Annotated in this window: 21 protein-coding genes; 5 read left to right on the top strand and 16 right to left on the bottom strand. The window is 71.4% G+C overall.

The window, feature by feature from the left end; translation table 11 throughout:
* Positions 1–293 precede the first annotated feature (293 nt).
* From HJC40_RS34065 to HJC40_RS34040, 6 genes are all read right to left on the bottom strand, one after another.
* Positions 294–737 (bottom strand): cupin domain-containing protein, encoded by a 444-nt coding sequence (locus tag HJC40_RS34065; protein WP_250007521.1) that lies wholly within the window; start codon positions 735–737, stop codon positions 294–296.
* A 195-nt stretch (positions 738–932) separates the two neighbouring features.
* The gene (locus HJC40_RS34060) at positions 933–1,217 is read right to left on the bottom strand and encodes a hypothetical protein (RefSeq protein WP_250007520.1); all 285 of its coding nucleotides are present in this window, start codon (positions 1,215–1,217) and stop codon (positions 933–935) included.
* Positions 1,218–1,301: 84 nt separating this feature from the next.
* Entirely contained in the window at positions 1,302–2,066 is a 765-nt protein-coding gene (locus HJC40_RS34055) for a glucose 1-dehydrogenase (protein ID WP_250007519.1), read from the bottom strand.
* 34 nt (positions 2,067–2,100) lie between these two features.
* Positions 2,101–3,123, bottom strand: coding sequence for a zinc-dependent alcohol dehydrogenase family protein (locus tag HJC40_RS34050; RefSeq protein ID WP_250007517.1), 1,023 nt, complete (start codon positions 3,121–3,123; stop codon positions 2,101–2,103).
* Positions 3,124–3,231: 108 nt separating this feature from the next.
* Positions 3,232–3,885: a hypothetical protein gene (locus HJC40_RS34045; RefSeq protein WP_250007516.1), complete on the bottom strand. Its 654-nt coding sequence runs from the start codon at positions 3,883–3,885 to the stop codon at positions 3,232–3,234.
* Positions 3,885–4,847: a CPBP family intramembrane glutamic endopeptidase gene (locus tag HJC40_RS34040; protein ID WP_250007515.1), complete on the bottom strand. Its 963-nt coding sequence runs from the start codon at positions 4,845–4,847 to the stop codon at positions 3,885–3,887. The genes HJC40_RS34045 and HJC40_RS34040 overlap by 1 nt, the downstream gene beginning before the upstream one ends.
* Before the next feature lie 163 nt (positions 4,848–5,010).
* Between HJC40_RS34040 and def the strand changes: the two genes are divergently transcribed.
* Positions 5,011–5,544, top strand: coding sequence for a peptide deformylase (gene def, locus HJC40_RS34035; RefSeq protein WP_250007514.1), 534 nt, complete (start codon positions 5,011–5,013; stop codon positions 5,542–5,544).
* Positions 5,545–5,571: 27 nt separating this feature from the next.
* Here def and HJC40_RS34030 read toward each other — a convergent pair whose 3' ends face one another.
* From HJC40_RS34030 to HJC40_RS34015, 4 genes are all read right to left on the bottom strand, one after another.
* Entirely contained in the window at positions 5,572–6,333 is a 762-nt protein-coding gene (locus tag HJC40_RS34030; RefSeq protein ID WP_284044122.1) for a DUF2625 family protein, read from the bottom strand.
* A 31-nt stretch (positions 6,334–6,364) separates the two neighbouring features.
* Entirely contained in the window at positions 6,365–9,256 is a 2,892-nt protein-coding gene (locus HJC40_RS34025) for a BTAD domain-containing putative transcriptional regulator (RefSeq protein ID WP_250007512.1), read from the bottom strand.
* 283 nt (positions 9,257–9,539) lie between these two features.
* Complete coding sequence (locus HJC40_RS34020; protein WP_250007510.1) at positions 9,540–10,379, bottom strand: alpha/beta fold hydrolase; 840 nt, start codon at positions 10,377–10,379, stop codon at positions 9,540–9,542.
* An 88-nt stretch (positions 10,380–10,467) separates the two neighbouring features.
* Positions 10,468–11,169, bottom strand: coding sequence for an alpha/beta fold hydrolase (locus tag HJC40_RS34015; RefSeq protein WP_250007509.1), 702 nt, complete (start codon positions 11,167–11,169; stop codon positions 10,468–10,470).
* A 426-nt stretch (positions 11,170–11,595) separates the two neighbouring features.
* On the opposite strand from HJC40_RS34015, the gene HJC40_RS34010 reads away from it, so the two are divergent.
* Positions 11,596–12,084 carry a hypothetical protein gene (locus HJC40_RS34010; RefSeq protein WP_250007508.1) on the top strand — a complete coding sequence of 163 codons (489 nt, stop codon included), beginning with the start codon at positions 11,596–11,598 and terminating at the stop codon, positions 12,082–12,084.
* 90 nt (positions 12,085–12,174) lie between these two features.
* On the opposite strand, the gene HJC40_RS34005 is transcribed toward HJC40_RS34010, so the two are convergent.
* Positions 12,175–12,936: a GNAT family N-acetyltransferase gene (locus HJC40_RS34005; RefSeq protein WP_250007507.1), complete on the bottom strand. Its 762-nt coding sequence runs from the start codon at positions 12,934–12,936 to the stop codon at positions 12,175–12,177.
* A 143-nt stretch (positions 12,937–13,079) separates the two neighbouring features.
* Here HJC40_RS34005 and HJC40_RS34000 point away from each other — a divergent pair, with 143 nt between their 5' ends.
* Entirely contained in the window at positions 13,080–14,540 is a 1,461-nt protein-coding gene (locus HJC40_RS34000) for an alpha/beta hydrolase (protein WP_250007506.1), read from the top strand.
* A 75-nt stretch (positions 14,541–14,615) separates the two neighbouring features.
* On the opposite strand, the gene HJC40_RS33995 is transcribed toward HJC40_RS34000, so the two are convergent.
* The 5 genes from HJC40_RS33995 to HJC40_RS33975 all read right to left on the bottom strand — a co-directional run bounded on the left by HJC40_RS33995 (position 14,616) and on the right by HJC40_RS33975 (position 20,555).
* Complete coding sequence (locus HJC40_RS33995; protein WP_250007505.1) at positions 14,616–14,978, bottom strand: nuclear transport factor 2 family protein; 363 nt, start codon at positions 14,976–14,978, stop codon at positions 14,616–14,618.
* Positions 14,979–15,094: 116 nt separating this feature from the next.
* Positions 15,095–15,826 (bottom strand): alpha/beta fold hydrolase, encoded by a 732-nt coding sequence (locus HJC40_RS33990; RefSeq protein WP_250007503.1) that lies wholly within the window; start codon positions 15,824–15,826, stop codon positions 15,095–15,097.
* Between the two features lie 47 nt (positions 15,827–15,873).
* Positions 15,874–18,057, bottom strand: coding sequence for an ATP-binding protein (locus HJC40_RS33985; RefSeq protein ID WP_250007502.1), 2,184 nt, complete (start codon positions 18,055–18,057; stop codon positions 15,874–15,876).
* A 68-nt stretch (positions 18,058–18,125) separates the two neighbouring features.
* Positions 18,126–18,941 carry a MerR family transcriptional regulator gene (locus tag HJC40_RS33980; RefSeq protein ID WP_250007501.1) on the bottom strand — a complete coding sequence of 272 codons (816 nt, stop codon included), beginning with the start codon at positions 18,939–18,941 and terminating at the stop codon, positions 18,126–18,128.
* A 93-nt stretch (positions 18,942–19,034) separates the two neighbouring features.
* Positions 19,035–20,555, bottom strand: coding sequence for a GMC family oxidoreductase (locus tag HJC40_RS33975; protein ID WP_250007500.1), 1,521 nt, complete (start codon positions 20,553–20,555; stop codon positions 19,035–19,037).
* A gap of 105 nt (positions 20,556–20,660) precedes the next feature.
* Here HJC40_RS33975 and HJC40_RS46365 point away from each other — a divergent pair, with 105 nt between their 5' ends.
* On the top strand, positions 20,661–21,569 hold the full coding sequence (locus HJC40_RS46365) for a helix-turn-helix domain-containing protein (RefSeq protein ID WP_250007499.1): 909 nt from the start codon (positions 20,661–20,663) through the stop codon (positions 21,567–21,569).
* 109 nt (positions 21,570–21,678) lie between these two features.
* The gene (locus tag HJC40_RS33965) at positions 21,679–24,069 is read left to right on the top strand and encodes an AAA family ATPase (RefSeq protein ID WP_250007497.1); all 2,391 of its coding nucleotides are present in this window, start codon (positions 21,679–21,681) and stop codon (positions 24,067–24,069) included.
* The last annotated feature ends 104 nt before the right edge of the window (positions 24,070–24,173 follow it).

Here is a 24,173-nt window from a genome sequence, read left to right as displayed (position 1 = left end):
AACCCACCCGGGTTTCACCGGATCGACCGTTGCCACCACACCCGGCAACGGTCAGCCCGACGACCGTCAGCAACGCAGCGCCGACGGCCGCGCGTGAGACTGACATGGCCTCTCCCTCTGTCGCGGTGGCCGAGGCCACGGGGCTTACGGGAATCGTCCACCTGGTCGTCGGACATCTGGAAGACGCCCAGGCCGAGCCGGGGCATGTCGACACCGTTGTTGAGACGGACGTATTCCATGACGATTCCTGTCCTCAGGGGTGTTTCAGCACGGTCAGAACGGGCTGAGGCCGTTCAGACTGCGGGGGAAGCCGGCGTTCCGGCGCGCTCGTCGTCATCGGCCACGGGCCCGTGGTACTGCCCGTCGGACACGTGCTCCATCCAGCTGACGTTCTGCTCGTCACGCACGCCGGTCAGGGCCAGGTGGGTCATGGCGCTGTCCGGCGCCGCGCCGTGCCAGTGCTTGATTCCCGGCGGGCACCACACGACATCGCCGGCCCGGATCTGCCGCACCGGTCCGCCCCATTGCTGGGTGCGGCCGACGCCCTCGGTCACGACCAACCGCTGCCCCGCGGGATGCGTGTGCCAGGCCGACCGCGCCCCGGGCTGGAACGTCACGTAAGCCCCCGAGTACGGAGCCGTCGCATCGGCGGGGAACAGTGTGTCGACGCGTACGTCGCCGGTGAAGGTCTCCGGCGGCCCCGCCGTGGACGTCTGATCCTGGCTACGGGTAATCATCTGCTTCTTCCTCCGGTCGTTCTTGTCCGCGGTGGCCGTGGGAGCGCCGGCCAAGTCAGGTGCGGCAGCGTGTTCTTCTTGTGCCCCCATGGCCACTTCACGTCGACAGGTTTCTGGTGAAGAACTCGTCGAGCCGGTCGAAGGGGATGAGCTCCTTGCGGTCGTACAGGTCGACATGGTCGGCCCCGGGGACGATCACCAGGTCGACGGTGTCGGGGGCCTTGGCCCGGACGTCCTCGGAGTAGTAGCGGGAGTGCGCGGCGGCGCCGGCGACGAGCAGGGTCTTGCGGGGTGCCGCGCGTAGGCGCCGTTCTCGGCGTCGATCCAGCGCTGCCGGCTGAGGTGGTCCACGACCTTCCGGCGTTGCTCACGGGTGTAGTAGTCCTGGTGGCCGCGGGACATGCTGCGCGACATGTCGTACATCGAGGCCGTGGCGACCGCCTTGATCCGGCTGTCGGCGGCCGCCGCGGTGAGCGCCATCCCGCTCAGACCGCAGATGGCTCGCGCGCCGATCCGCTCGCGGTCGATGAACGTGAACCTGACCTTTCGCGGGGTAGGGAGGATTCAGAGGCCGACGGTCTGGCCGCCGTCGACGACGAGGGCGTGGCCGACGGCGAACGCGCCGAGGTCGGAGCACAACCACAGCACCGCGGAGGCGATCTCCTCGGGCCGGCCCATCCGGCCGACGGGTTCCTGGGCGATCACCCGTTGCCGGCCCTCTTCGGTGCCGCCGGAGAAGCGGTCCATCATCGGGGTCTCGATGATGCCGGGGCAGACCGCGTTGATCCGCACCCCCGCCGCCGCGTAGTCCAGGGCAGCGGCTTTGGTCAGCCCGATGACCGCGTGCTTGGAGGCGGCGTAGGCGCTCTGCCCGGCGATGCCGATCACGCCCGCGCCGGAGGAGGTGTTGACGATCGCGCCCCCGCCGGTGGCGAGCAGGGCCGGAATCTGGTGCTTCATGCCGTAGAAGACGCCCCGCAGGTTGATGTCGATGATGCGGTCCCACTGGTCGTCGCTGATCTCGTGCAGCGGGGCGACCGGTTGTTCGATGCCGGCGTTGTTGAACGCGAAGTCCAGCCGCCCGAACTGGCGGACCGTGGCGGCCACCGCGGCTGCGACGTCGTCGCTCCGGGTCACGTCGCACAGCAACGGCAGCGCCTGACCGCCTTGGTCCTCGATGAGGCGGGCCGTCTCGTGCACGTCCTTCTCGGCGTTGCCGGACACCGCGACGGCGGCGCCCTGCGCGGCGAAGGCCAGCGCCGTGGCACGGCCGATGCCGCTGCCCGCGCCGGTGATGAAAGCTACCCGGCCGGTGAAATCGCCGGTCATGGTTGTCCTCTCCGTTGTCGAAGCGGCAGCCCGGCTACGGGCGCAGCAGGGTCTTGACGGCGCGGCGCTCGTCCATCGCCTGATAGCCCTCGGCCGCCCGGTCGAGGGGCAGGTCGAGGTCGAAGACCCGGCCCGGGTCGATGGTGCGGTCCCCGATCAGCTCCATCAGGTCGGGCAGGAACCGGCGCACCGGGGCCGGGCCGCCGTGCAGGTGCACCAGCGCGCCGAACAACCCCAGGCCGGGCAGGGCCACATCGTGGGTGACGCCAACGAAGCCGACGTGCCCGCCGTGACGGGCCGAGTTGATGGCCTGCATCATCGACTCCTGGGTACCGACGGCCTCCACGACCGAGTGAGCGCCGAGGCCCCCGGTCATCTCCCTGATCCGTTCGATGCCCTCCTCGCCGCGTTCGGTGACGATGTCGGTGGCGCCGAACTCGCGGGCCAGCTTCTGCCGCGACTCGTGCCGGCTCATCGCGATGACCCGCTCGGCGCCGAGTTGCCGGGCGGCGAGCACAGCGAGCAGGCCGACAGCGCCGTCACCGACGACCGCGACCGTCTTGCCCGGGCCGGCCTCGGCGGCGACCGCGGCGAACCAGCCGGTGCCCAGCACGTCCGAGGCGGCCAGATAGCCGGGGATCAGATCGGCCGGCGGCACCTCGGGCGTGGCGACCAGCGTGCCGTCGGCGAGGGGGATCCTCGCGTACTGGGCCTGGGTGCCGATGGTGCCCATCAGGACCCGGTGCACACAGCCGGACTGGTAGCCGGCCCGGCAGATCTCACACGTGTTGTCGGAGGCCCAGAACGAGCCGACGACGAACTGCCCGGGCTTGAGGGTGGTGACCTCGCTGCCGACCTCCTCGACGACGCCGACGTATTCGTGACCCATCGGCGTCGCGGCTTCGAGCTTCTCGATGCCCCGGTACGGCCACAGGTCGGATCCGCACACGCAGGCCGCCGACACCTTGATGATCGCGTCGGTGGGCTGCTCGATCCGCGGGTCGGGGCGGTCCTCGACGCGGACGTCCCCCGGGGCGTGCATGACAACACCACGCATGACGTTTCTCCTCACTGGTCGTTCTCGCAGTTCCAGAGAACCGCACCGGCCGAGGATGGAGAAGTTTCTGGTGATGGGTGTACCGACAGGGCACCCATCACCAGCCCGTCAGCTCGCGATCGCGTCCAGCCAGGAGTTGTAGCGCAGGCGCAGCGCCCGCTCCGTGCTGCCCACCACGGCGCTGATGGTGAGCACGGCGGCGAACCAGCCCGGCACGTCGACGGGCGACTCGAAGACACCGAAACGCTCGGCCAGCGGCGGGAATCGGGAGACCGCCTCGGCGGTCTGCGCGAGGGCGAAAACGAACGGGACGCCGACCAGGACGACGGCGATCGCGCCGATCCATCGGCTGAGCGCCGGGCGCTCGCGATCGAGGCGTGCGCGGCGGCCCTCGGCGGAGCGCGGGTCCGGTACGAGCTGCTGTTCGGCTCCGTTGTCGGTGACGAAGTGACACCGCCGGACGCCGAAGGCCGACGTCGCCACCTCGATCGCACCGCCCTCGACCGGGAAGACGGCGGGGAGCCGGACCCGGGCCTGGAACCGGCCGTCGCGGTAGAGGTGGGCCTCGGTGTCGCCGTTGTCGTTGCTCCTCAGGTGGTTCACGTCGATGGCATAAGCCGCCGGCCGGCCGGCGCGGCTGTCCGCCGGAAGGGAGAACAGTGACCGGGACAGCGTCTGCCACCAGCGAAAACGCTTCAGGGCACGCCCGTCACCGGGCTTGATGCGCTGGACGGCCCGACGCCGTCGCCAATCGTCGAACATCAGCGGCCCCGTCCTGCGCGTTCCGGAGGGGACATCTCCCGGCGAGCCGCCCGCTCGCGAAGCCCGACGAAGGTGAGCACGCAGACGTTCACGGCGGCGAGAACGATCAGCGCGGGACCGCCGCCCGCCCCTTCGCCACGCTCGACGACGAGAGAGCCACCTCCGGCGAGGAGCACATTGACGGTCGTCGTGACCACGTTGTTGGCGACGTGGAAGGCGATCGCGGCTTCGAGACCGCGGGTGATCCAGCCCATCAGGGCCGTACAAGCCGAGAGGAACACGTAGTAGCCGAGGAGCCAGGGATCGCTCGCCCCGTGCACGACGGCGAACAGGAGGCTCGAGACCACGAGCCCGGCGATGAAGGCCGGCCGCACCGCCCGGAACCACGACGCGGCGGCCGGGAGAACCGCGCCCCGGAACATGATCTCCTCACCGGCCGACTGCACCGGAGTGGAGAGGACCACCACGGCCAGCAACGCCACGGTCGTGCCGCTGACCCCGAAGCCGACCCAGCCCGCGGCGTCGGGCGCGACGGCCGCCACGACCGCGGTGCCGGCCCCGACGAGCACCACCGAGCCCGCGAAGAAGACCGCCAGGCGCCGGAGGTCGAAGCGTCGCGGCGAGCTGAAGACCGTGCGCCACGGCACCTTCGCGAACCGCGAGACGAGCACCACGGCCAGCAACGCCGTCAGGCCGGTGCTGAGATTGGCCGCGAGCAGCTTGAGCGGGGTGAGCGTCGACTCGAGCGGGTCGCCGCCCTCGGCCAGACCAGCCAGCAGGTAGAGCCCCAGCTGCAGCAGGAGCAACGTCACCGGCAGCGCGGCGATGACGATCAGCGACTTCCACCAGGCCATCCGGAGGTGCGTACCGAAGGGACGCGTGTCGTCGAGCGAGAGGGAGGCCGGCCGGGGGTCGGGCGCGGCTCCCGGCGCGACCACGCCGGCAGGAGGACGAGGGTTCATGGGGCCAGTCGAAACCATGTGGTCACGACACGGTCAAGCCCCGGCTGAACCACGGGTCCGCACAACCGTCGGCACAGGTGTGTCGTCCGAAGCGGCAACGCCCAGGGTCGATTCCGCGGCCGACCGGCCGTGTCACATCAGGACCGACAAGAGGAGGAACCTCATGACCGTAGTGCCCATCCGCACCGTCGGCGACGAGGTGCTGCGTCAGCCGGCCGAGCCCGTCGGCACGTTCGATCGGGAGCTCGGCAAGCTCGTCCGCGACCTCAGCCAGACTCTGGCCCGGTCGCGGGGCGCCGGCCTGGCCGCTCCGCAGATCGGCGTGAGCCTGCGTGTCTTCGCCGTCAACCCGGACCTTCCGGGTAACAGTCACCGTCTCGACCACCTGGTCAATCCCGTCCTGGAGTTCCCCGACGAAGAGGAACAGGACGGTCCGGAGGGCTGCCTGTCCATTCCCGGCATCTACCTCGACACCAAGCGCCGCATGAACGTCGAGGCCAAGGGTTACACCAAGACCGGTGACCCGGTGCAGGTCGTCGGCACCGGTCTGCTGGCCCGTTGCCTCCAGCACGAGACCGACCACCTCGACGGGGTCCTCTTCATCGACCACCAGGACGAGGTACGCCGGGAGCGACTGCTGTCCACGCTGCGGGAGGCCGCCTGGTTCGACGCCCCGGTCAAGATCAGCCCGCACTGACGCGGCCCGCCCGCGCTCCTCGAACCCTCAGCGGCAGGCGGGCGGCGGAAAGCGCCCCAGGGCGCCGTCGAGCCGTCGCCCGTGCCGCTGGGCGGCGTCGAACTGGAGGGCGAGAACCTCGGCCATGGAGGCGACGGTCCGGGTCACGTCGCCTCCCGCGGCCGCGGTCTCCCCGGTCCAGAGGGACGGCGAGACGACGATGCCCTGGTCGGCCCGGAGCGCCATCACGTCGTCGCGCCATCTCGGCCAGAGCAGACCGTCGTAGAAGTGCGGGAGATCGCCGGAGACACACCAGGCCAGCCACTCGCTGTGGGACATCCTCATCCGCGTCCAGTTCAGCGTCGAGGGGTCGAAGTAGATCACTTCCCCCGGCACGCCGGGCCGGCCGGCGCCCGGCCGCAGACCGTTGAGGAGGAAGATGCCGCCCAGCACGTCATGCGCGACGATCAGCCCCTCCGTCGGCGTCCACATCCGGTCCATGGGCACCGGGAAGTTGTTGATCTGCCCGATGCTGGGAAGACCCTCCTCCGGGCACGGCGAACCGCCGAAGATGCGGAGCCAGCCGTCGTACAGCAGGATGCCCCCGCTGTTCAGGGCTATGGCACCCAGCGGCGAGGTGGCGGTGACCTGGAGTTGACGCAGGCTGGCCAGCGCCTTCTCATGGTCGGCGGGCAGAATCCGCGGCGCGGCGAAACTCCGCGAGAGAACATCCGTCAACGCCAGCCACGATGCTTGATCGTCCTCGACGACGTCCGGATTGATTCCGCCATCCGCAGGCGCGTGTCCCATATCCGACACGACGGAGCGCGGACCAGCAAGTTCAGCGTGTGCCGTAGGCCCGTACGGCCCTGGGCGCCTCGAGGCGGGTGAGACGCTCCTCGATCTCGGCCACCAGGGGAAGATGCCGGTGGCTGAGCAGCTCGAGGGCCTGTCGCCAGGCTGCGCGAGCCTGGGCCGGGTCGCCCAGGGCCAGTGCGGTGTCGCCCTGGTGGGTCAGCGCTTCGGTCTGGTTCATCCGCCACCCCATCTGCCGGTAGATCTCGTTCGCCTGTTTCCAGGCGGTCAGCGCGGCCGACAGGTCCCCGTCGGCCTCGAGGCTCAGCGCCAGCGCCTCGTGGGACAGCCCGAGCCCTTCCGGGTCTCCCAGCGCTTCGGCGATCGACAACGCACGGTGGGCCAGCGTCATGCCGGTGTCCGGCCGGCCGAGGTGAACCTGCGCGTCGGCCAGGCAGTACAGGACGATGACCTGGGCCGGCCGATCGTCCAGGGACTCGAACAGGCGCAGAGCGTGCTCGTAATTGTCGACGGCGTCGAGATGATCGGCCTGCGCGGCCCGCAGCTGGCCGAGGTTGCGATACACCAGCGCCTGCTCCTCCGGGTTGCCCAGCCTGGTGAACAGGTCGAGCGAGAGACGCAGCAGCCGTGCCGCGGAGTCGGGATCGCCCAGGGAGAGTTCGGCGCCGGCCAGACTCCGGGACATGTGGGCGCGGCCGAGGTCGTCCCCGGCGACGGTGGCCGCCTGCAGACAGGCCCGGGCGATCGCCGCCCAGTCGTGCCACCAGCCTTCGCGATGGCTGAAACGCTGCAGGGTCAGGGCCAACCGCCAGGCCGACCCGGGATGGCCGTCCTCGAGCCGGCGCTGGACCAGGGCCTTGAGGACGTGCCGCTCCTGGTTGAACCAGTCGACGGCCTCCGCCGCGTCGCCCAGGTGGGCGATGACGGTGTCCCCCGGCGCCTCGGGCCGGTTCAGCACGACGGTGGGGCCCAGAAGGAGGTCCGCGTTGTAGGCGCTCAGCCGGTAGTGGTGCACGAGCCGGTCGAACGCGTCCGCCCGGGCCTGGTCGTCGTCGTGCAGACCGACCAGTTCCTGCGCGTACGCGCGGATCAGATCATGTGTGGTGTACCGGCCCACCGTGTGCTCGGCCACCAAACCCGTCCGTACGAGCTCACCGACCAGCACCCGGGCCTCACCCAACGGCACACCAGCCAGGCTCGCCATCGCCGCGACAGCGATATCCGGGCCCGGATGCAACGACAACAACCGGAACAACCTGGCCGCCCGGGCACCGAGCATCCGGTACGACCACGAGAAGATCGCCCGGATGTCGTTGCCCATGTCGTCATGGGAAAACCCGTCCAGGCTGCCCTGCGCGTCACGGAGTTCCCCGGCGATGTCGGCCAGCCGGTGATCCGGATGCGTCAACGCCCGGGCCGCGACCACCGCCAGCGCCAACGGCAACCGCCCGCACCGCGCCACGATCTCGGCCACCGCCGCCGGGTCCGCCCCCGTACGAGCCGGCCCGATCCGCGACACCAGGAAGTCCCGGGCGTCCTCGGCCGACAACACATCCAGCGTCATCAGATGCGCGCCGTGCGCGGTCGCCAGCCCGGTCAACCGTTTACGACTGGTCACCAGCACCAGGCACCCCGGCGCCCCCGGCAACAACGGACGGACCTGCTCCACGCTGTGCGCGTTGTCCAGCACCACCAGAACCCGCCGACCGGCCAGCACACTGCGATACAGACCCGACCGGGCGTGATGACTCGCCGGGATGTCGGCATCCGGCACTCCCAGCGCGTTCAGGAAACCCTGCAGCGCCTCCGCCGGATGCAGCACGGACTGTTCGGGGTCGAAACCCTGCAGATCGACGTACAGCTGCCCGTCCGGATAGGCATCGGCCAGCTGATGAGCCAGATGAATGGCCAGACTGGTCTTGCCGATACCCGGAATCCCGTCGATGGCCAGCACCGGCATCGACACCTGCGTCAGCACGTGACCGTTGACCAGACCCAACGTCCGGCGCTGCGCCTCGTCACGACCCGTGAAATACGGCAGATCAGCCGGCAATTGCGCCGGGAGCACGGTGGAGACAGCCGAGGCTCGGCTGATGGTCATCCCGCCCGGCGTCCGCGAGGCTGACGGCTCAGCCGCGTTCTGCCCCAGGACGAGGTGATACGCCTCGCGGAGCTCCTCACCCGGATCCACACCCAGTTCCTCGGCCAACCGGCGGCGAATGTCGTGATAGAGGGTGATCGCCTCGGCCTGCTGCCCGTCGGCCGACAAGGTCAGCAAGAGCTGAGCCTGCAGAGCCTCGTCCAGCGGACGGTGTTCGGCCATCCGCCGCAGCACGGGAAGAATCGATCGGGACCGCTCCAGGCGCAACGCCAGGGCGGCCGCCTCCCGGGCCAGGTCGGCACACTCGTGGTCGACAACGCTGAAGGTCAGGTTGTCGTTGGCGCCGAGTTCGGCCACGCCGCCGCACGGTCCGCGCCACAGGGCAAGAGCCTGCTCGAAGGCCGACATCGCCTCCGGCAACCGCCCGGCCGAGGCGTCCGCCCTGGCCTGTTCGGCCAGCTCCCGCAACCGCAGCAGGTCGAGGTTGTCCGCGTCGACCCGCATCCGATAGCCGGCCGCATCACCGAGCAACCACCGCCCGGCCGACCGGGCCGCCAGGCCCGGCTCGAACAACCGCCGCAACGCACCCACATAACGGTGCACGACGTTCACCGCACTCTGCGGCGGCCGCTGATCCCACAACACCTCGACGATGTCCGCGAGACCGACCGGCTGCCCCGCGTTGGCCAGCAACAAGGCCAGGATCAGACGCTGCTGCCGGGCACCGAGGTCCACTTCCGTTCCCTGCCGCCGGACGTGCACCGGTCCGAGCACGCCGAAACACCACGATGTCTCGTCGCCGTTGGTCGAAGGCACGGAACTATCCCCCCTACGTGCACTAGGAACTGTGTTGACTGCGAGCTCGTCAACACTCCTTGCTTACGTGCGGCACTGTCTCTGCTCCTGAACGGTGTTTGCTGAATGACGGTAGGTAACTCCTGAACGTTCCTTAAAGATCGTTTTGGGGTGCCTTTCGCTACGACGGGTGCGAACGGCCACAGTTCAACGGTCGTCGGTCATTCGCGGCTGCGTGCTCGGAGGCGACCCGGCAGGACGCGGAAGCTCAAACCAGGAGCCTGCCGGGCGCGCCCTGCGGTGGTCAGCGGGTGGTGGCTCGGGCCGCCTCGACGATCAGGTCGGCGACCGCGTCGGGTTCGGACACCGTGACCGCGTGCGAAGCGTCGATCTCGACCGTGCGGGACTTGGCCCGCTTGGCCATGAACCGCATCGAGTCCGCCGGAATCGCCAGATCCTGCCGGGTGATCAGGAACCACGACCGGATCGACTTCCACGCCGTCCTGGTCGCCTTCTCGTCCAGCGCCGCACTCGTGATCGGCCGCTGTGTCGCCGCCATGAGCGCCGCCTCCCGCCGCGGCACATCCGCGGCGAACACCCGCCGGAACTGATCCTGCTTGATGTACAGATCCGTCCCCGCCCCCGCGCCGGGCACCGTCACCGGCACCTCGTTCAGGGCCTCGCCCAACTGCCCGCCCGGGAACTTCGCCGCCAGCGCGGACGTGCTCTCCCCCTTGTCGGGGGCGAAGCTGGCGATGTACACCAGCGCCTTGACGTCCTTGTCCCCATCGGCGGCCTCACTCATCACCGACCCGCCATAGGAATGCCCAGCCAGCACGATCGGCCCCTTCACCCCGGCCAGCACACTGCGCAGGTACTGGGCATCCGAGTGCAGCCCCCGCAGCGGGTTCGCCGCGGCCACCACCGGATAGCCGTCACCGAGCAGCTCGGTGACCACACCGTTCCAGCTCGACGAATCCGCGAACGCACCGTGCACCAGCACCACCGTCGGCTTGGCCGAGGGCCGCGACTGCGCCGTCGCACCGGCCGACCCGGCCACCAGCGCGGCCACCGCCACACCCGCGGTCATCACCGTCCGCACAGCGACCCGACGACCGGGCACACGCGACAATTGAACCTTCATGAGAACTTGTCCTTTCGAGAACTGAGTGGATCCGTCAATCACTTCGCGGCGCCGGGCCCGGCAGGTCGACCATCGGGCCAGGGTCGATTCAGACGGCCGCGGCGGCCCGGAGGATGAACTCGGCCACCACCTGCGGCTGCGAAACGGCCAGAGCGTGCGACGCGCCGGGCACCTCGACCGCTTCGCGGGCGTTGGCCCGTCCGGCCATGAACCGGAACGTCTCCAGCGGGATCGCCCGGTCCTGCTCGGGCGAGATGAACCACGACGGGATCGTCTTCCACGCCGGCTCACCCGACGCCTCGTTGAGCGCCACCGAGTTGAACGGCCGCTGCGTAGCCGCATCCAGCGCGGCCTGTCCGGCCGGCACGTCAGCACAGAAATGCTCGTGGTAGTGCTCGGCGGCGACATAGACGTCGGCGGTGCCATCGCTCAGCGGCACCTCGTACAGGTGCTCCCCCAGCGTCGCCCCCGGGAACATCCCGAGCAGATCAGGAGTGGTCTCACCCTTGTCCGGGGCCAGCGCGGCCACATAAACCAGCGCCTTGACGTTGTCGTTGCCGACCGCGGCATTCGACGCGACAGCCCCACCATAGGAATGGCCCACCAGGACCACCGGTCCCTCGATGGTGGCCAGCAGATCAGACACCGAAGCGGCATCGCCCGACAGACTCCGCAACGGATTGCCGGCGGCGACAGTGCGATGACCGGCAGCCTGCAACCGGCTGATCACACCATTCCAGCTCGCCGACTCCGCAAAGGCGCCATGCACCAGAACAACCGTGGGCTTCATGAAGAACTCCTCCGAGACGAACGAGACGAACGACGCGCCCTGAACAGCGGGCCGTTGTGAGAACCACCCTCCGCTCGCGGCCCGTCCCCCGAATCAGTCATTCGCCTGCCCGCCCCCGTACCGGTGCGACGATCCGCATTGCCGGGATCGCGCCTTTTGCAGGGCAATGGCGGGCTGACGCCCATCTCCGCCGATGTGATGGCGCCCACGCGAACAGCCGACCTCCGCACGGCTCGGTTAAGTCATGCGACAGATGCCGGCGTCGACCACCATCGGAGCGCGGTGAACAGTCCGCTCCGCCCTGCGTACAAGAAGACGACGTCTGTGCAACCTGGATGGAGAACTCATGATGGTCCGTTCCCACCGCCGGCCGGTGCTCCCCCTGCCCGATAGCGACGAAGGCGGCGCCGCGCCGGCAGGTGAGCGATGAAGGAGCTGACCGCGTTCTACGGCATCCTGGCCGGGATCAACTTCACTCTGCTCGGCCTGTGGTGGGTGACCGTGCAGGAACGACCGCATCTGCGCAGCACCGGCGCGGGCAGCGGGCGGGCGGCGTACATCATCTCTCTTCAGTTCCTCGTGCCCGGCGCGGCGGCGCTGGTGAGTCAGGTGGCCCCGGAGGCGACGGCGGTCTGGCGGACCGCCTTCGTGATCGCCGGCGTCGCCGGGGCGGTGGGGATCCTGTCGTCCGCCCCGGGGATCGCGAGGTCGGGCGGCCGGACGGCGGCCCGGTTGCTGGTCCGGGTCGCCACCCCGGTGTACGGGCTCATCGTCGTGGTGGCTGTGCTCCCTCAGCTCGGACGCGCGCCGGGCGCCGGGCTCACCGGACCCCAGTGGGAGGGCATCCTGTTCTGCCTGCTCGTGCTCGTGGGCGCGCAGACGGCGTGGACCGCGGCCATGGCGCCCTCGGAGTAACCGCGACACCCTTGACGACGCCCGCGGAGGTCCGGACGCTGCCGCGTCCGGACCGCACGCCGCACCCGGCGCACCGGCCCGGGACGATGGTCAGGAGTACGTGAACAGCCGGTACTCGGCGACCGGCCGCAGACCGAGACGCTCGTACACCGGCCGGCCCATCGCAGTGGCCTGCAACGAAGCCAGGGGAAGACCGCGACGGCGCCCCTCGGCGACAGCGGCCGCGGTGAGGGCCGCGCCGATGCCACGGCGACGATACGACTCCTGCGTCGCCACCACGTAGATCCCGGCCACGCCGTCGTTGTCGAGCAGAGCCGACGTCGCGACGACGCGCCCGTCCACGCGCCCGGCGAAGCGGATCAGGTGCTGCGGAGCCTCCCGATGCCCCGCCTCCATGAGCACCGCCGCACTCCGCTGATCCGGCTCCACACCCAGGGGGGTTGCGTAAGCGTCCACCCAGGCCTCCAGCGAGCCGGACGCCGGGACCTGTTCGATCGTCAAGCCGGGCGGGACGTCGACGTCGGTCACCTCGTCGATGGGCGCCGCCATCACCGGCAACCTTCCGACCTCGACCGCACCGGCGCCGAGCAGATCGCCGGCCAGACCGGGATAGCTGTCCGGACCGACCCACCAGATCCAGGGCAGCGCGCCGAAGCTCTCGGACGGGGCGAGCGCTTCGGGAAACCGTCCGGCGGTGACCCGCAGAATGCCGTTCAACTGCCCGTGCCGTACGCCGCTGCGGTACAGGGACACCTTGCCGTCAGCCCGATTGTCGCTGTCGTAGCCGAGCCAGTAACGCCTGCAGTTCCGAAGTTGTGACGCCATACTCGGCGCCAGGTCGAGAGAAGTCATACCCGCTACGACGGCCGGGGCGGCTGTTGTCTCAACCGGCGGCCCGGCTTCCTGAATTCGTTGAACCAGCCGGGCCGGAGTACGTCGTGTCGCAGTGTGCGCCGTTGTCGGCGGCCGACCGATACCCGTCCCGCGGAGGACCCATGCCGAGGAAATTCCTGACCACGCTGTACGTCCTGGTCTCCGGGGCGCTGATTCTCGGAGGCGCAGCGATCGTCAACACCGGCGCAAGTTCGGCCTCGCCGCGTGCCGGCGCCGGTCCGGTCTGGCGAGACTGCCCTGAGCACCCGGCCGACCCGCGGGTGCGATGCGCGTCGCTCACCCTTCCCGTCGACTGGGCCCGGCCGGACGGCCCCACCTTCGAGCTCGCCCTGGCCAAACGGTCGGCCGCGAACCCCGCCGACCGGATCGGCACCCTGATGTTCCACCCGGGCGGGCCAGGCCGGTCCGGTGTGGACGCTGTGTTCGACGAACGCTACTTCAACCCCGAGGTGCTTCGCCGCTTCGACGTCGTCGGTTTCGACCCGCGGGGTGTCGGCCGCAGCAATCCCGTCCTCTGCTCGGCCGACCTGCTGGCGCGACGGCCGCACCCGGTGCCGGCGACCAGGGCCGCCTACGACAGCCTCGTGTCGTACAACCGGGCGCTGTATGAGGACTGCCGGAAGCACACCGGGCCGCTGGCCGGACATCTCGACTCGGTGAGCGTCGCCCACGACGTGGACGCCGTCCGGGCCGCGCTGGGGGAAGAGACGATCAGCTTCTACGGTGTCTCCTACGGCACGCTGACGGGCCAGGCCTACGCCGAGAACTACCCGCACCGGGTTCGCGCGATGGTGCTCGACAGCCCGATGGACCACAGCCAGTCCGCGCGGTCGTTCTTCGTCACCCACGCCGCAGCCGCCGAGGACCTGTTCCAGCAGTTCGCGTCCTGGTGCGGCCGGACGACGACGTGCGCTCTGCACGGCCGTGATGTGCCGGCGCTGTTCGCCTCGCTGAGCGACCGGGCGGACCGGGGCGACCTCGGCAGCTACACCCGCTACGGCCTCACCACGGAGTTCCAGTTCACGTCCTGGCTTCCCGCCGCCTGGCCCGGACTCGCCGAACGGCTCGCCGCCCTCGACAGCGGGCCGGCGCCGGCGCCCGGGCGAGCAGCCACCACGGCCGAGGTCCGGCCCCTCCCCGACCTGGCGTTCTGTCAGGATTGGAACCTCGGCATCCGGGGTTTCGCGGACTTCTCCCGCCTGATCGAGCGCGCCGAAGGGGTCGCTCCTCACCTGCGGGTCGGCGCGGCCGGTGCGGAGTCGTTCAGCTTCTGTGTCGGCCATCCCGGGAAGGTCGGCAACCCGCAGCATCGCCTGGACGCCGCCCTGCGCCGTCCCGCCCTGGTCGTCGCCGCCCAGCACGACCCGGCCACCCCGCGGCACTGGGCGGCCACCGTGACCGAGCAGATCGGCCACGCGCGGCTGTTCACCTACCAGGGGTGGGGCCACGGGGTCTACCGCCAGCACCTGCCGTGCCCCAACGGGGTGGTCGACCGCTACCTGATCGAGGGGCGGCTTCCGGCGCGGGGCGCGACCTGCGCCGCGGTGGACCCGCGCCCCTGATCCGGGCGCTGACGGAACCGGCGTCGCGGCCGGCTGCCGGGTGGGAAGCACCGGCAGCCGGCCGAGCCGCGGCTCCTACGGTTCGATCACGAGCCGGGTGATCCGGTCGCCGTCGAGGGTGAACCGGTAGTGCAGATCGACCGATCCGCCCGGGAAGGTGCCTTCCAGATGCTGAATCACGTCCCACCCCGTCCCGCCGTCCCGGGAGGCGCCGGCGAACGCGGTGGTGAACGTGTACTCGCCGGCCGACTTGGTCAGCCAGCCCCGGATCTGGTCGTGGCCGTGGTAGGTCTGCCCCTCGTCGGTCACCACGGCGTCGACGGCGAACGACCCGAGCGCCGTCGTCGTGTCGTGCTTCTCGTGCGCGGGCAGATACGTGGTGATGGCGGCCGGCAGCTCGTCCCAGGAGAGGTCGGCTCGGCTTGATGTGGTGTCCATACCTCAACGGTGCGGTCTCCCCCAGGGAGAGGGTCAAGGCGACCGAGACGATGGGCGGGCGTGGCCGAACCTGAGCGCCCTCCCCGCCGGCGAGCAGGCCGGCGGACCTGACCGCCTCAGTTCTTGTCGGTCAGCAGCCGCGCCAGCTCAGCCGGATGCTCCAGGTGCGGCAGATGGCTGCCGGGCAGCACCGTGATGACGGTCGTCGGCAGCGTCGCCGTCATCCAGTCGACATAGGGGGCCGGCGGTTGCGCGGCGGTGACCCAGCGATAGCCGATGCCCCGTTCGCCGATCCCGCGCAGTTCCGCCTCGCGGTCGGCCCGGATCTGCTGGTCGGTGCCGCGCAGGATCTCGGCCCAGTAGCCCAGCAGGAGGTCGGGCCGGGGATCGGTGGCGGTCTCGGCGATCTGCCGCGCCTCACCCTGCAGCGCATCGATGCCCATGCCGGCCAGCATGCGGTCCCACACCGCCCGCCAGCCCGGACCGCGAAGCTCCGGCTCGGCCGCACGGACGATGCCGCCGAAGGGGCCGGGCAGCAGGATCTGGTCCAGGTTGACGACCTCGTGGGCCGGGTAGCGGGCGGCGTAGACAGTGGCGATCACCGCGCCCACGGAGTGGCCCACCACAGTGGGCGGCTCGGGCAGGGCAGCCGCCGTGATCTGGCTGTGCAGGACCTCGACGATCTCTTCCAGACCGTACGAGGCCCGCACCGGGGCGTCGCCGTGGCCCGGCAGGTCCAGCGCGAGGACCGTACGGTCGGGGTCCACGACCGCCAGCTCCCGGCGCAGCGGCTCCCAGTGCCGCCGGTCGAAGGTGAGTCCATGAAGAAGAACGAGGGGAGACGACATACCCCACAGGCGTAACCGGGCCTGGAACAAGTCGTTCGTGGCCTCGATCACACCTGCCAGCGCGCCGGTCCGCCGTCGGCCGGCTCGTACCGGAACGAGCTGCCGGTGCGCACCGAGGCGCGCAGGTGGGCCGCGGCGACGGGGGTGAGCGACTCGAGCCGGGTGAGCACCGCCCGGATGGCCCGCGTCGCGTTGACCCGCGCGCGTTCCGCCTCGGCGTTGTGCCGGCGGTCCCGGCCGCCGAGCCCGGCGGCCCGCCGCAGCTCACTCACCAGCGCCTGCCGCTCGGTGGCGAGCTTCGTGGCCCGCCCGACGTCCCCGGCGCGGTCGGCGGCATCCAGCTGCCCGGCCAGGTCCGCGAGCCGTTTGCGGTACGCGGCGCGGGCCGTGGCGTCGAGCAGGGGGTCCGGCGGGGAGGTCACCAGCCCGGCGCCGCCCGCCACGAGATCCAGGGCGGCGATCTCCCGGCCGGGATGGGCCAGCAGGGTGCGCAGATGCCGCAGCCCTCGCACATCGCGCAGTCGGGCCTGCTCGGGGCCCGCGTCGATCAGCCAGTCGTCGCCGTCGCGCCGGAGTCGCCACACCTCGGCGCCCCGGCCGCCGTCCGGACCGGGCCGTCCCCCGGCCGCCGGAAGGCCGAGCTCCTCGGCGATCGCCGTGGCCCGGCCCTGGTCGCCCCGGGCCGCGAGGGTGGCCGCCAGCCACGGCAGAGCACCGAGCCGCTCCTCCTGGGCCACCGCCCGATCGAAATGGGCGCCGGCCACGTCGGTGCGGCCCAGCCGGGAGGCGAGCCGGCCGAGATAGTCGTCGACCGGACCGGTGATCGTGTTCGCCCCGCCCCAGACGACCAGCCGGCCGGCGTAGGGCAGCAGAGCGTCGTAGAGAGCCTGAGCGGCCGCCGGAGACGCACCGAGCGACGCCACCAGGGCCAGATCGGCCACGGCGCCGATCCAGCGCGGACCGGCCCCGGCCAGCACCGCCGGCAACAGCCGGTTCACCTCGAGCAACGCCGGCGCGACCTGACCCGACTCGGCCAGGGCCCGGGCCGCGGTCACCTCGAAAAAGTGTCCGGGCAGCCGCCGGGCGAGCGCCCGCAACGGCTCGACCTGAGGTGCCGCGTCACCGCGCAGCAGGGCCAGCCGGCCGAGGAGCGACGCGGTCAGCCGTTCGGTGTCGGCCAGCCCGACCCGTCGCCCGAACTCGGCCACCTCGGCGGCCAGCGTCTCGGCGAGTTCCAGGCGGCCCCGGACCAGCGCCAGGACGGCCTGCCGGGACAGGGTGACGACCGCCGCTTGCGGATCGCCGTCGCGCTCCCCCGCCCGTGCGTAGGCCACAAGGGCGGCTTCCGCCGCGTCCAGGTCGCCGAGCTCGGCCAGCGCGACGAACCGCCAGAACAGCCCGCGCCGCTCGAGTCCCGCGGCCCCGGCCCGGCGGGCCAGGTCGACGATCTGGGACGCGGTGGACAGCCGTTCATCGGCCGCCGCCGGATCCCACAACGCGTGCAGGCGCCCGTCGAGCACCTCGGCCACAGTGCCGGGGTCCTCGGTGGTCCGGGCCAGGCGGACCGCCTCGTCGACCAGTTCCCGCCGCCTGCTCGCGGCCGACGGGTCGCCCAGCAGCTCACCGGCCAGCCGCACCAGGACGCGGGCGCGGGTGGCCGGCGGGAGCGGCCGGGACGCGACCTCCTCCAGCAGCCGGATCAGGGCCATGTCGAGGGTGAGGAACTCGCCCCGGGAGGGCGAGGCGAGGGCGAGTTCCACCACGGCGTCCGCGCCGGAGCCGGGCGGCACGGCGGCCGCGAGATCGAGAGCCGGACCGGGCCAGCCGGCGGTGAGCAACCACACCGCGTGCACGGTTTCGGCCGGCCGTCCGGGCAGCAGGGCCGCCAGTTCCGTCTCGGTCAGCGGGGTGAGATAAAGGTGGCGGCCGGATTCCCGGGCCTGAGTCGCCGTGATCAGCACGGCCGCGCCACCGAGGACCAGCCGATCGACATCCACCGTCCCGGCGGTTGGCGGTTCTTCCACGATCACCAGCCGGGGGCCCGTCGCGTCCGCCGCGGTGCCCCGGGCCACCGGCAGCCCGCGTTCCCGGGCCAGCTCCGCCGCGACGCCGGCCAGCACCGTCTTACCGGATCCGGCCGGACCCACGACAGTCAGGCAGGCGCCCGCGTCGACGACCGCCTGGTCCAGCCACCGTTGCAGGACGGCCAGCTCTCGACGGCGTCCGATCATGCGTCGAGCGTAGGCGGCACCGCCGAGCCCACCCCGGTTCGCCCGGCCGGGAGGACGGGTCGCGGCGGTCAGGCCGGGGTCACCCGGAACACCGGCCAGCCGATCTCGGTACGCCATCGCCCGGCTTCCGCGCCGTCCCGGGGACCGACCAGGTACGTCTCGTTGACCGGACCGTCGATGCCGAGCGCGTGCGAGACCACCCACGCGCCCAGGCGCCCGTAGGTGATGTCGATGTCGTCGTGCGGGCCGGCGTGAACGGTCACGGCGAGATCGGCCGCCGGCAGGTGGAGGACCTCGATCCGGCCGGCGGCGCCCGGCCGGAGCACCGGCCGGAAGACGGTCATGGCGCCGACGCCTTCGGTGAACAGCTCGTTGGTGTAGAGCCCGCCGGGCGCTCCGGTCCGCTCGGCGGCGGGGAAGGCGGCGTCCAGCTCGTCCATCGCTGTGTCGAACCAGCTGAGCGCGTCCTCGGCCCGGACGACCGGCGCGCTGATGGCCGCGACCGACCGGGCGGGCACCGACCGCAGCTCGACCTCGAGCTCGGCCGCGTCCGGGCGCAGCAGCTGACGCAGCGACACGACCGCGGCCCGGGTGCGGTCCAGCTCGGCCTCCAGCCGGTGCAGGTGACCGGTGATGAAGGCGGCCCGCTTCTCCGGGTCATCGGTGGCGAGGATCGACCTGACCTCGGCCAGGGGCATGTCGAGCTGCCGCAGCCGGTGGATGACCTGCGCCGTCCCGATCTGGCCGGGCTCGTAGTACCGGTAGTTCGTGAACGGGTCCACCGTCGCCGGCTCCAGCAGCCCGGCCTCGTGATAGCGGCGCAGGGTCCGCACGCTCAGATGGCTGAGCGTGGCGAACTCGCCGATGGTCAAGCCGTCTCGCATCGTGTCAGTGTCCGTCCTCCGGCCTCCCGTCGCGGGGAGGCCGGCATCACGCCCGATCGCCCGGCCCGGAGTACGGGCGGCGGCCGGCGGCGGTCAGGAGTGCGCGGATCGGATCAGGTCGGCCGCCTTCTCACCGATCATGATCGTTGCGGGGTTGGTGTTGACGCTGACGATGCGGGGCATGACCGACGCGTCGGCCACGCGGAGCCCGTCTACGCCGTGCACTCGCAGGTCGGGGCCGACCACCGCGTCGGCCTCACTGCCCATCGCGCAGGTGCCGACCGGGTGGTAGTAGGTGCCGGTGCCCCAGCGCAGGTATTCGCGGAGCCCGGCGTACTGCCGGACGTTCGCGCCGGGCAGGACCTCGCGGCCGCGCCAGCCGTCGAACGGCGCGGCGGCGGCGATCGGCCGCGCCATCTCCAGGCCGTGGATCAGGCGCTTGGCGTCGCTCTCCTCCGCGAGGTAGTTCGGGTCGATCAGCGGCGGGACCGTCGGATCGGCCGAGGCCAGGCGTACCGTTCCCCGGGAGTCGGGCACTGCCGCGACGCCGAAGGTGAAGCTGTTCGGCGGGGCCTGCAGCGCAGGCCGGTGGAACGGCACGTGGATGAACATCAGTTGCAGGTCCGGGCCCGGCAGGCCGGGATCGCTGCGCCACAGCATCGACGTCTCGGCGTGGTTGGTCAGGGCCGCCGGGATCGGCCGGTCCGCCTCGAAGACCAGGCTGGCCAGCGGATGGTCGTGCAGGTTCCGGCCGACTCCCGGCAGGTGCTGCGCCACCGGGATGTCCAGACAGCCGAGATCCGTGGCGTCACCGATCCCCGAATACATCAGCAGCCGGGGCGAGTCGACCGCGCCGGCGCTGACCACGACCTCGTAGTCCGCGTACGCGGAGACGAGCTCGCCGTCGCGCGCGAAGGTCACGCCGACGCAGCGTCCCCGCTGGATGATCAGCTGGTGCGCGCGGGCGCCGGTCAGCACCGTGAGGTTCGGCCGCCGGCCGGCCACCGGGTGCAGATAGGCGGCCGCGGTGCTCTGCCGGAGTCCTCCGGTGATGGACAGGTCGTGCCAGCCCACGCCCTCGGGGCTCGCGCCGTTGAAGTCGTCGGTCCGCGGATATCCGGCCGCGACGGCCGCGTCCACGAAGACCTGGGACACCGGGTTGGGGTCGGCCGCGATCGCCGGCCGCATCGGGCCGTTGTCGCCGCGGAAGGCCGGATCACCGCCCACGACCGTCTCCATCCGCCGGAAGTACGGCAGGACGGAGGCGTAGTCCCAGCCGTCGGCGCCCTGCTTGGCCCAGCCGTCGAAGTCGGCCGGGTGGCCGCGGAGGTAGACCATGGCGTTGATGCTGCTGGAGCCGCCGAGGGTGTGCCCGCGGGGCCAGGCGTGCTCGGCGTTTCCGGTGCCGGTCTGCGGGACGGTGACATAGGAGTAGTCGACGGCGCTGCCCCACAGAGCGGGCCACGCCGGCGGGGCCGCGATCTCCGGGAGGGTGTCGGCCGGGCCGGATTCGAGCAACAGCACCCGTACGCGCGGGTCCTCGGACAGTCGGGCGGCGACGACGGCGCCGGCCGACCCCGCACCGACCACGATGAAGTCATAGCTATCTGGCATGCGACCCACGGTGTCCCGGCCCGGCCGCACCCGGTTGACCTTTTCCGCCTGGGGCTTTGACCAGCGGCGACTGAACTTCCGCCGGTCGGGCACGTCGAGTCTGACGTGACTTCTTCAGCTGTTGAGGCGTGGCGGCAGTCCGGGGTCCGGACCGGCGCCGGCCGCGTCGCCGATCCCGCGGACGGGCCGATCGGCACGGTGTCCGGCGCGACCCTCGGCCCGCTGATCGCCTTCCGGGTCAGCGGAAAGCCACAGACCCTGCGCCGTACGCCACCGGCCGCGCGAGGGCAGCGAGCCGCTCGCCTCAAGCTCTGCCTGCAGCTCGACGGGGCCGCGACCGTCAGCCAGAACGGTCACCAGGTGCGCATCGCGCCCGGCCTGATGGCGCTCTACGACGCCGGCCGCCCCTACGAGCTGCGGCTGGAGGGACGATGGTCGTGCATCGTGCTGGCCTTCCCGCGCGAGGCGCTGTCGTTGCCGGACAACGTCGTTCGCCAGGCGATGCGGCATCCGCACCCGTTCGGTACGGGTCCGGGCGCCGTCCTGGCCGACTTCACCGCCGCCGCCCTGAAACAGCGGACGTCGATCGGCACCTCCGCCGGACGCCTGGGCGAGGCCGCCTGTCACCTCATCGCCGGCGCGCTCGACCGGAGCGAACCGGCCGGCGACGAAGCGGTGGCGGACCTCCAGCGTCTTCAAGTTCTCCGGTACGCCCGTGAGCACCTGTCGGAGCCCGGCCTGACCCACGACGGGATCGCCGCCGTCCACCTGATGGCCCCCCGCAGCCTGCACCGGCTGTTCGAGCACGAACCGCACACGGTCACCGAGTACATCCGGCTGCGGCGTCTGGAGTCGGCGTACCGGGACCTGACCGACCCGCTCCTCGGCCACCTCAGCATCGCCCGGATCGCCGCGCGCTGGTGTTTCACCAGCCAGGCCTACTTCACCCGGACCTTCCAGGGCCACTACGGCGTCACGCCGTCAGCCGTTCGTCGCGCCGCCGGAATATCTTGACAATCTTTCGTTTACATTGTGCAATATATTGCATGTCAGGTGACCACGGGGAGCTCACCCGATGCCACAGCCCGAGCCGGCTCCAAAGCCCTTGCCAGAGCCGATACCGATGACGGGCCCGCTGTTCGGACGCGAGGCGGAGCTGGCCAGTATCGGCCGTTTCCTGGGCGTGGTGCGGCAGAGCGGTGACGTCCGGATGGTCCGCGGCGAGCCCGGCATCGGCAAGTCGGCGTTGCTGACGGCCGCGGCCGGGCTGGCCGACGCCGACGGGATGCGGGTGCTGCGCGCGGCCGGTTCGCAGTTCGAGGCCGACGTCAGCTATTCGCTGCTGAATCAGCTGTTCCTGCCCCTGTACCCCGAGATCGAGCGGCTGCCGCTGGCCCTGCGCGACGCCCTGACCGTCGCCCTCGGCTTCGGGGAAGGTCCCGTCCCGGGCGCGCTGCTGGTCGGCAACGCCGCCCTGTTGCTGCTGACCACCATCGCCCACCAGGCGCCCGTCCTGCTGATCGTCGACGACGTGCAGTGGGCCGACCGGCCCAGCGCCGTGGTGCTCGGCTTCGTCGCCCGGCGGGTGAAAGGGTCACCGGTGGGCGTCATCGCCGCCTCGCGCACCGGGACGGAAAGCTTCCTCGACCGCCGGGGTCTGACCGAGGCGGCGGTTCAGCCGCTGACCCCGGACGCCGCCGCCCGGCTGGTGCAGGCGCGCTTTCCCGACATGGCGCCCCGCGCCCGGCAACGCGTGCTCGACCTCGCCCAGGGCAATCCCCTGGCCCTGGTCGAGCTGCCGGCCACGCTCGCCGGCAGCCCCAGGCCCCGGGCCGGGCAGTCGGGCGTGGTGCCCCTGAGCGACCATCTCCAGACGGTGTTCGCCAACCGGATCGCCGGCCTGCCCGACGCCACCCGGCTGCTGCTTCTGCTGGCCACCTTCGAGGGCAGCGGCGACGTACGCGTCCTGCGCGGCCTGACCGGCCTCGCCGACCTGGCCCCGGCCGAGCGGGCCGAACTGGTGCGCGTGGACGACGTCACCGGGCTCGTCACCTTCCGCCACCCGCTCATCCAGTCGGCGATCGTCGCGGTGTCCACCCACGAGGAACGGCGCAACGCCCACCTCCTCATCGCCGCCGCGCTGCCCACCGACCCCGAACGCCGCGCCTGGCACCTGGCCGCCGCCACGGCCGGCCCCGACGAGTCGGTGGCGGAGCAACTCGAGGACGCCTCCCACCGGGTGCTGCGACGAGGAGACGCCATCGCCGCCATCGCCGCCCTGGTCCGCGCGGCCGAGCTGAGCGCCACCGCGGAGAACCGCACCCGGCGGCTGGCCGAGGCGGCGTACATCGGCGCGGAGGCCGGAGGCACCGCCGATGCGACCACCCTGCTGGCCGACGCCCGGGTGACCAGCCTGAACCCGGCCGGCTCGCTGCACGCGGCCAACGCGGCTGCGCTGCTCATGATCAATGGCGACGGCCACGTGCACACGGCCCACCGCCTGCTCGCCGGGGCGATCGAGATCGGCGACCACGACTGGCGGGCCGACGACCCGGCACTCGACGAAGCGCTGCACACCCTGCTCATGCTCTCCTGGTACGCCGGCGACGCCGAACACTGGGCCGTGTTCCACCGGGCCCTGGCCCGGCTCACACCGGCGCCGACCGACATCCTCTCGGTGCTGAGCAGAACCTTCGCCGACCCGGTCCGCACCGGCGCGGCCGCCCGGCCCGAGCTGGACGCGCTGCTCTCCACCCTGGCCGAGGAGGAGGACCTGACCCGGGTCATGCGGATCGGCACCGCTTCGACCTACGCGGACCGGCTCGGCGACAACCGCGAGCATTCCTGGCGCCTGGTCCGTCAGGGACGCGACGGAGGCGCGCCGCGCCGGCAACTCTCCGCGCTCATGCATCTCTGCCTCGACGACTACCTCACCGGTCGCTGGGACGAGGCCGAAGAGCTGGCCCAGGAAGGCCTGAAGGTCTGCACCGTCAGCGGACTTCCGTTCCTGTCGTGGTATTTCCTCTACGACAAAGCCATCATCGCGGCGGGCCGGGGCCGGACCGACGAAGCCGTCAAGCTGGCCGACGAGATCACCCACTGGGCTTTGCCGCGGGGTGTCGCCGGCGCGGCGGCCATAGCCCACCATCCCCGCACGCTCGCCGCCGCGGCGGACGGCGACTTCGAAGCCGCCTACCAGCACGCCACGGCCATCAGTCCGGCCGGTGTCCTCGCGCCGTACGTGCCGATCTGCACCTGGGTGATGTTCGACCTGGTCGAAGCCGCGCTGCGCACCGGGCGCACAGCCGAGGCCCGCGCGCACGCGGCGGCCATGCGAACGGCTCGGGTCGCCACGTTGTCCTCCCGCATGAAGCTCATCCAGCACGGGGTCGACGCGCTGGTGCTCGACAGCGAGGACGCCGAGACCCGGCTCGAAGAGTCGTTGCGGGATCCCGCCGCCGAACGGTGGCTCTTCGAGTCCTCCCGGATCCCAGGGCCCCGGCAAAGTCGTTAGATGATGCCGAGTAGGGCCAGCGGGCGGTTGCTGTCACGGGCGTAGTGGCGGTTGGCGGCTGCGATGTTGGTGATTCCTGCGGTGCGTATGGCTCCGATGGCGGC

It is taken from the genome of Actinoplanes sp. M2I2, assembly GCF_023544445.1.
Lineage (GTDB): Bacteria > Actinomycetota > Actinomycetes > Mycobacteriales > Micromonosporaceae > Actinoplanes.
Note: the sequence above shows the minus strand (reverse complement) of the source record. Positions and strands in the feature narration are given on the sequence as shown.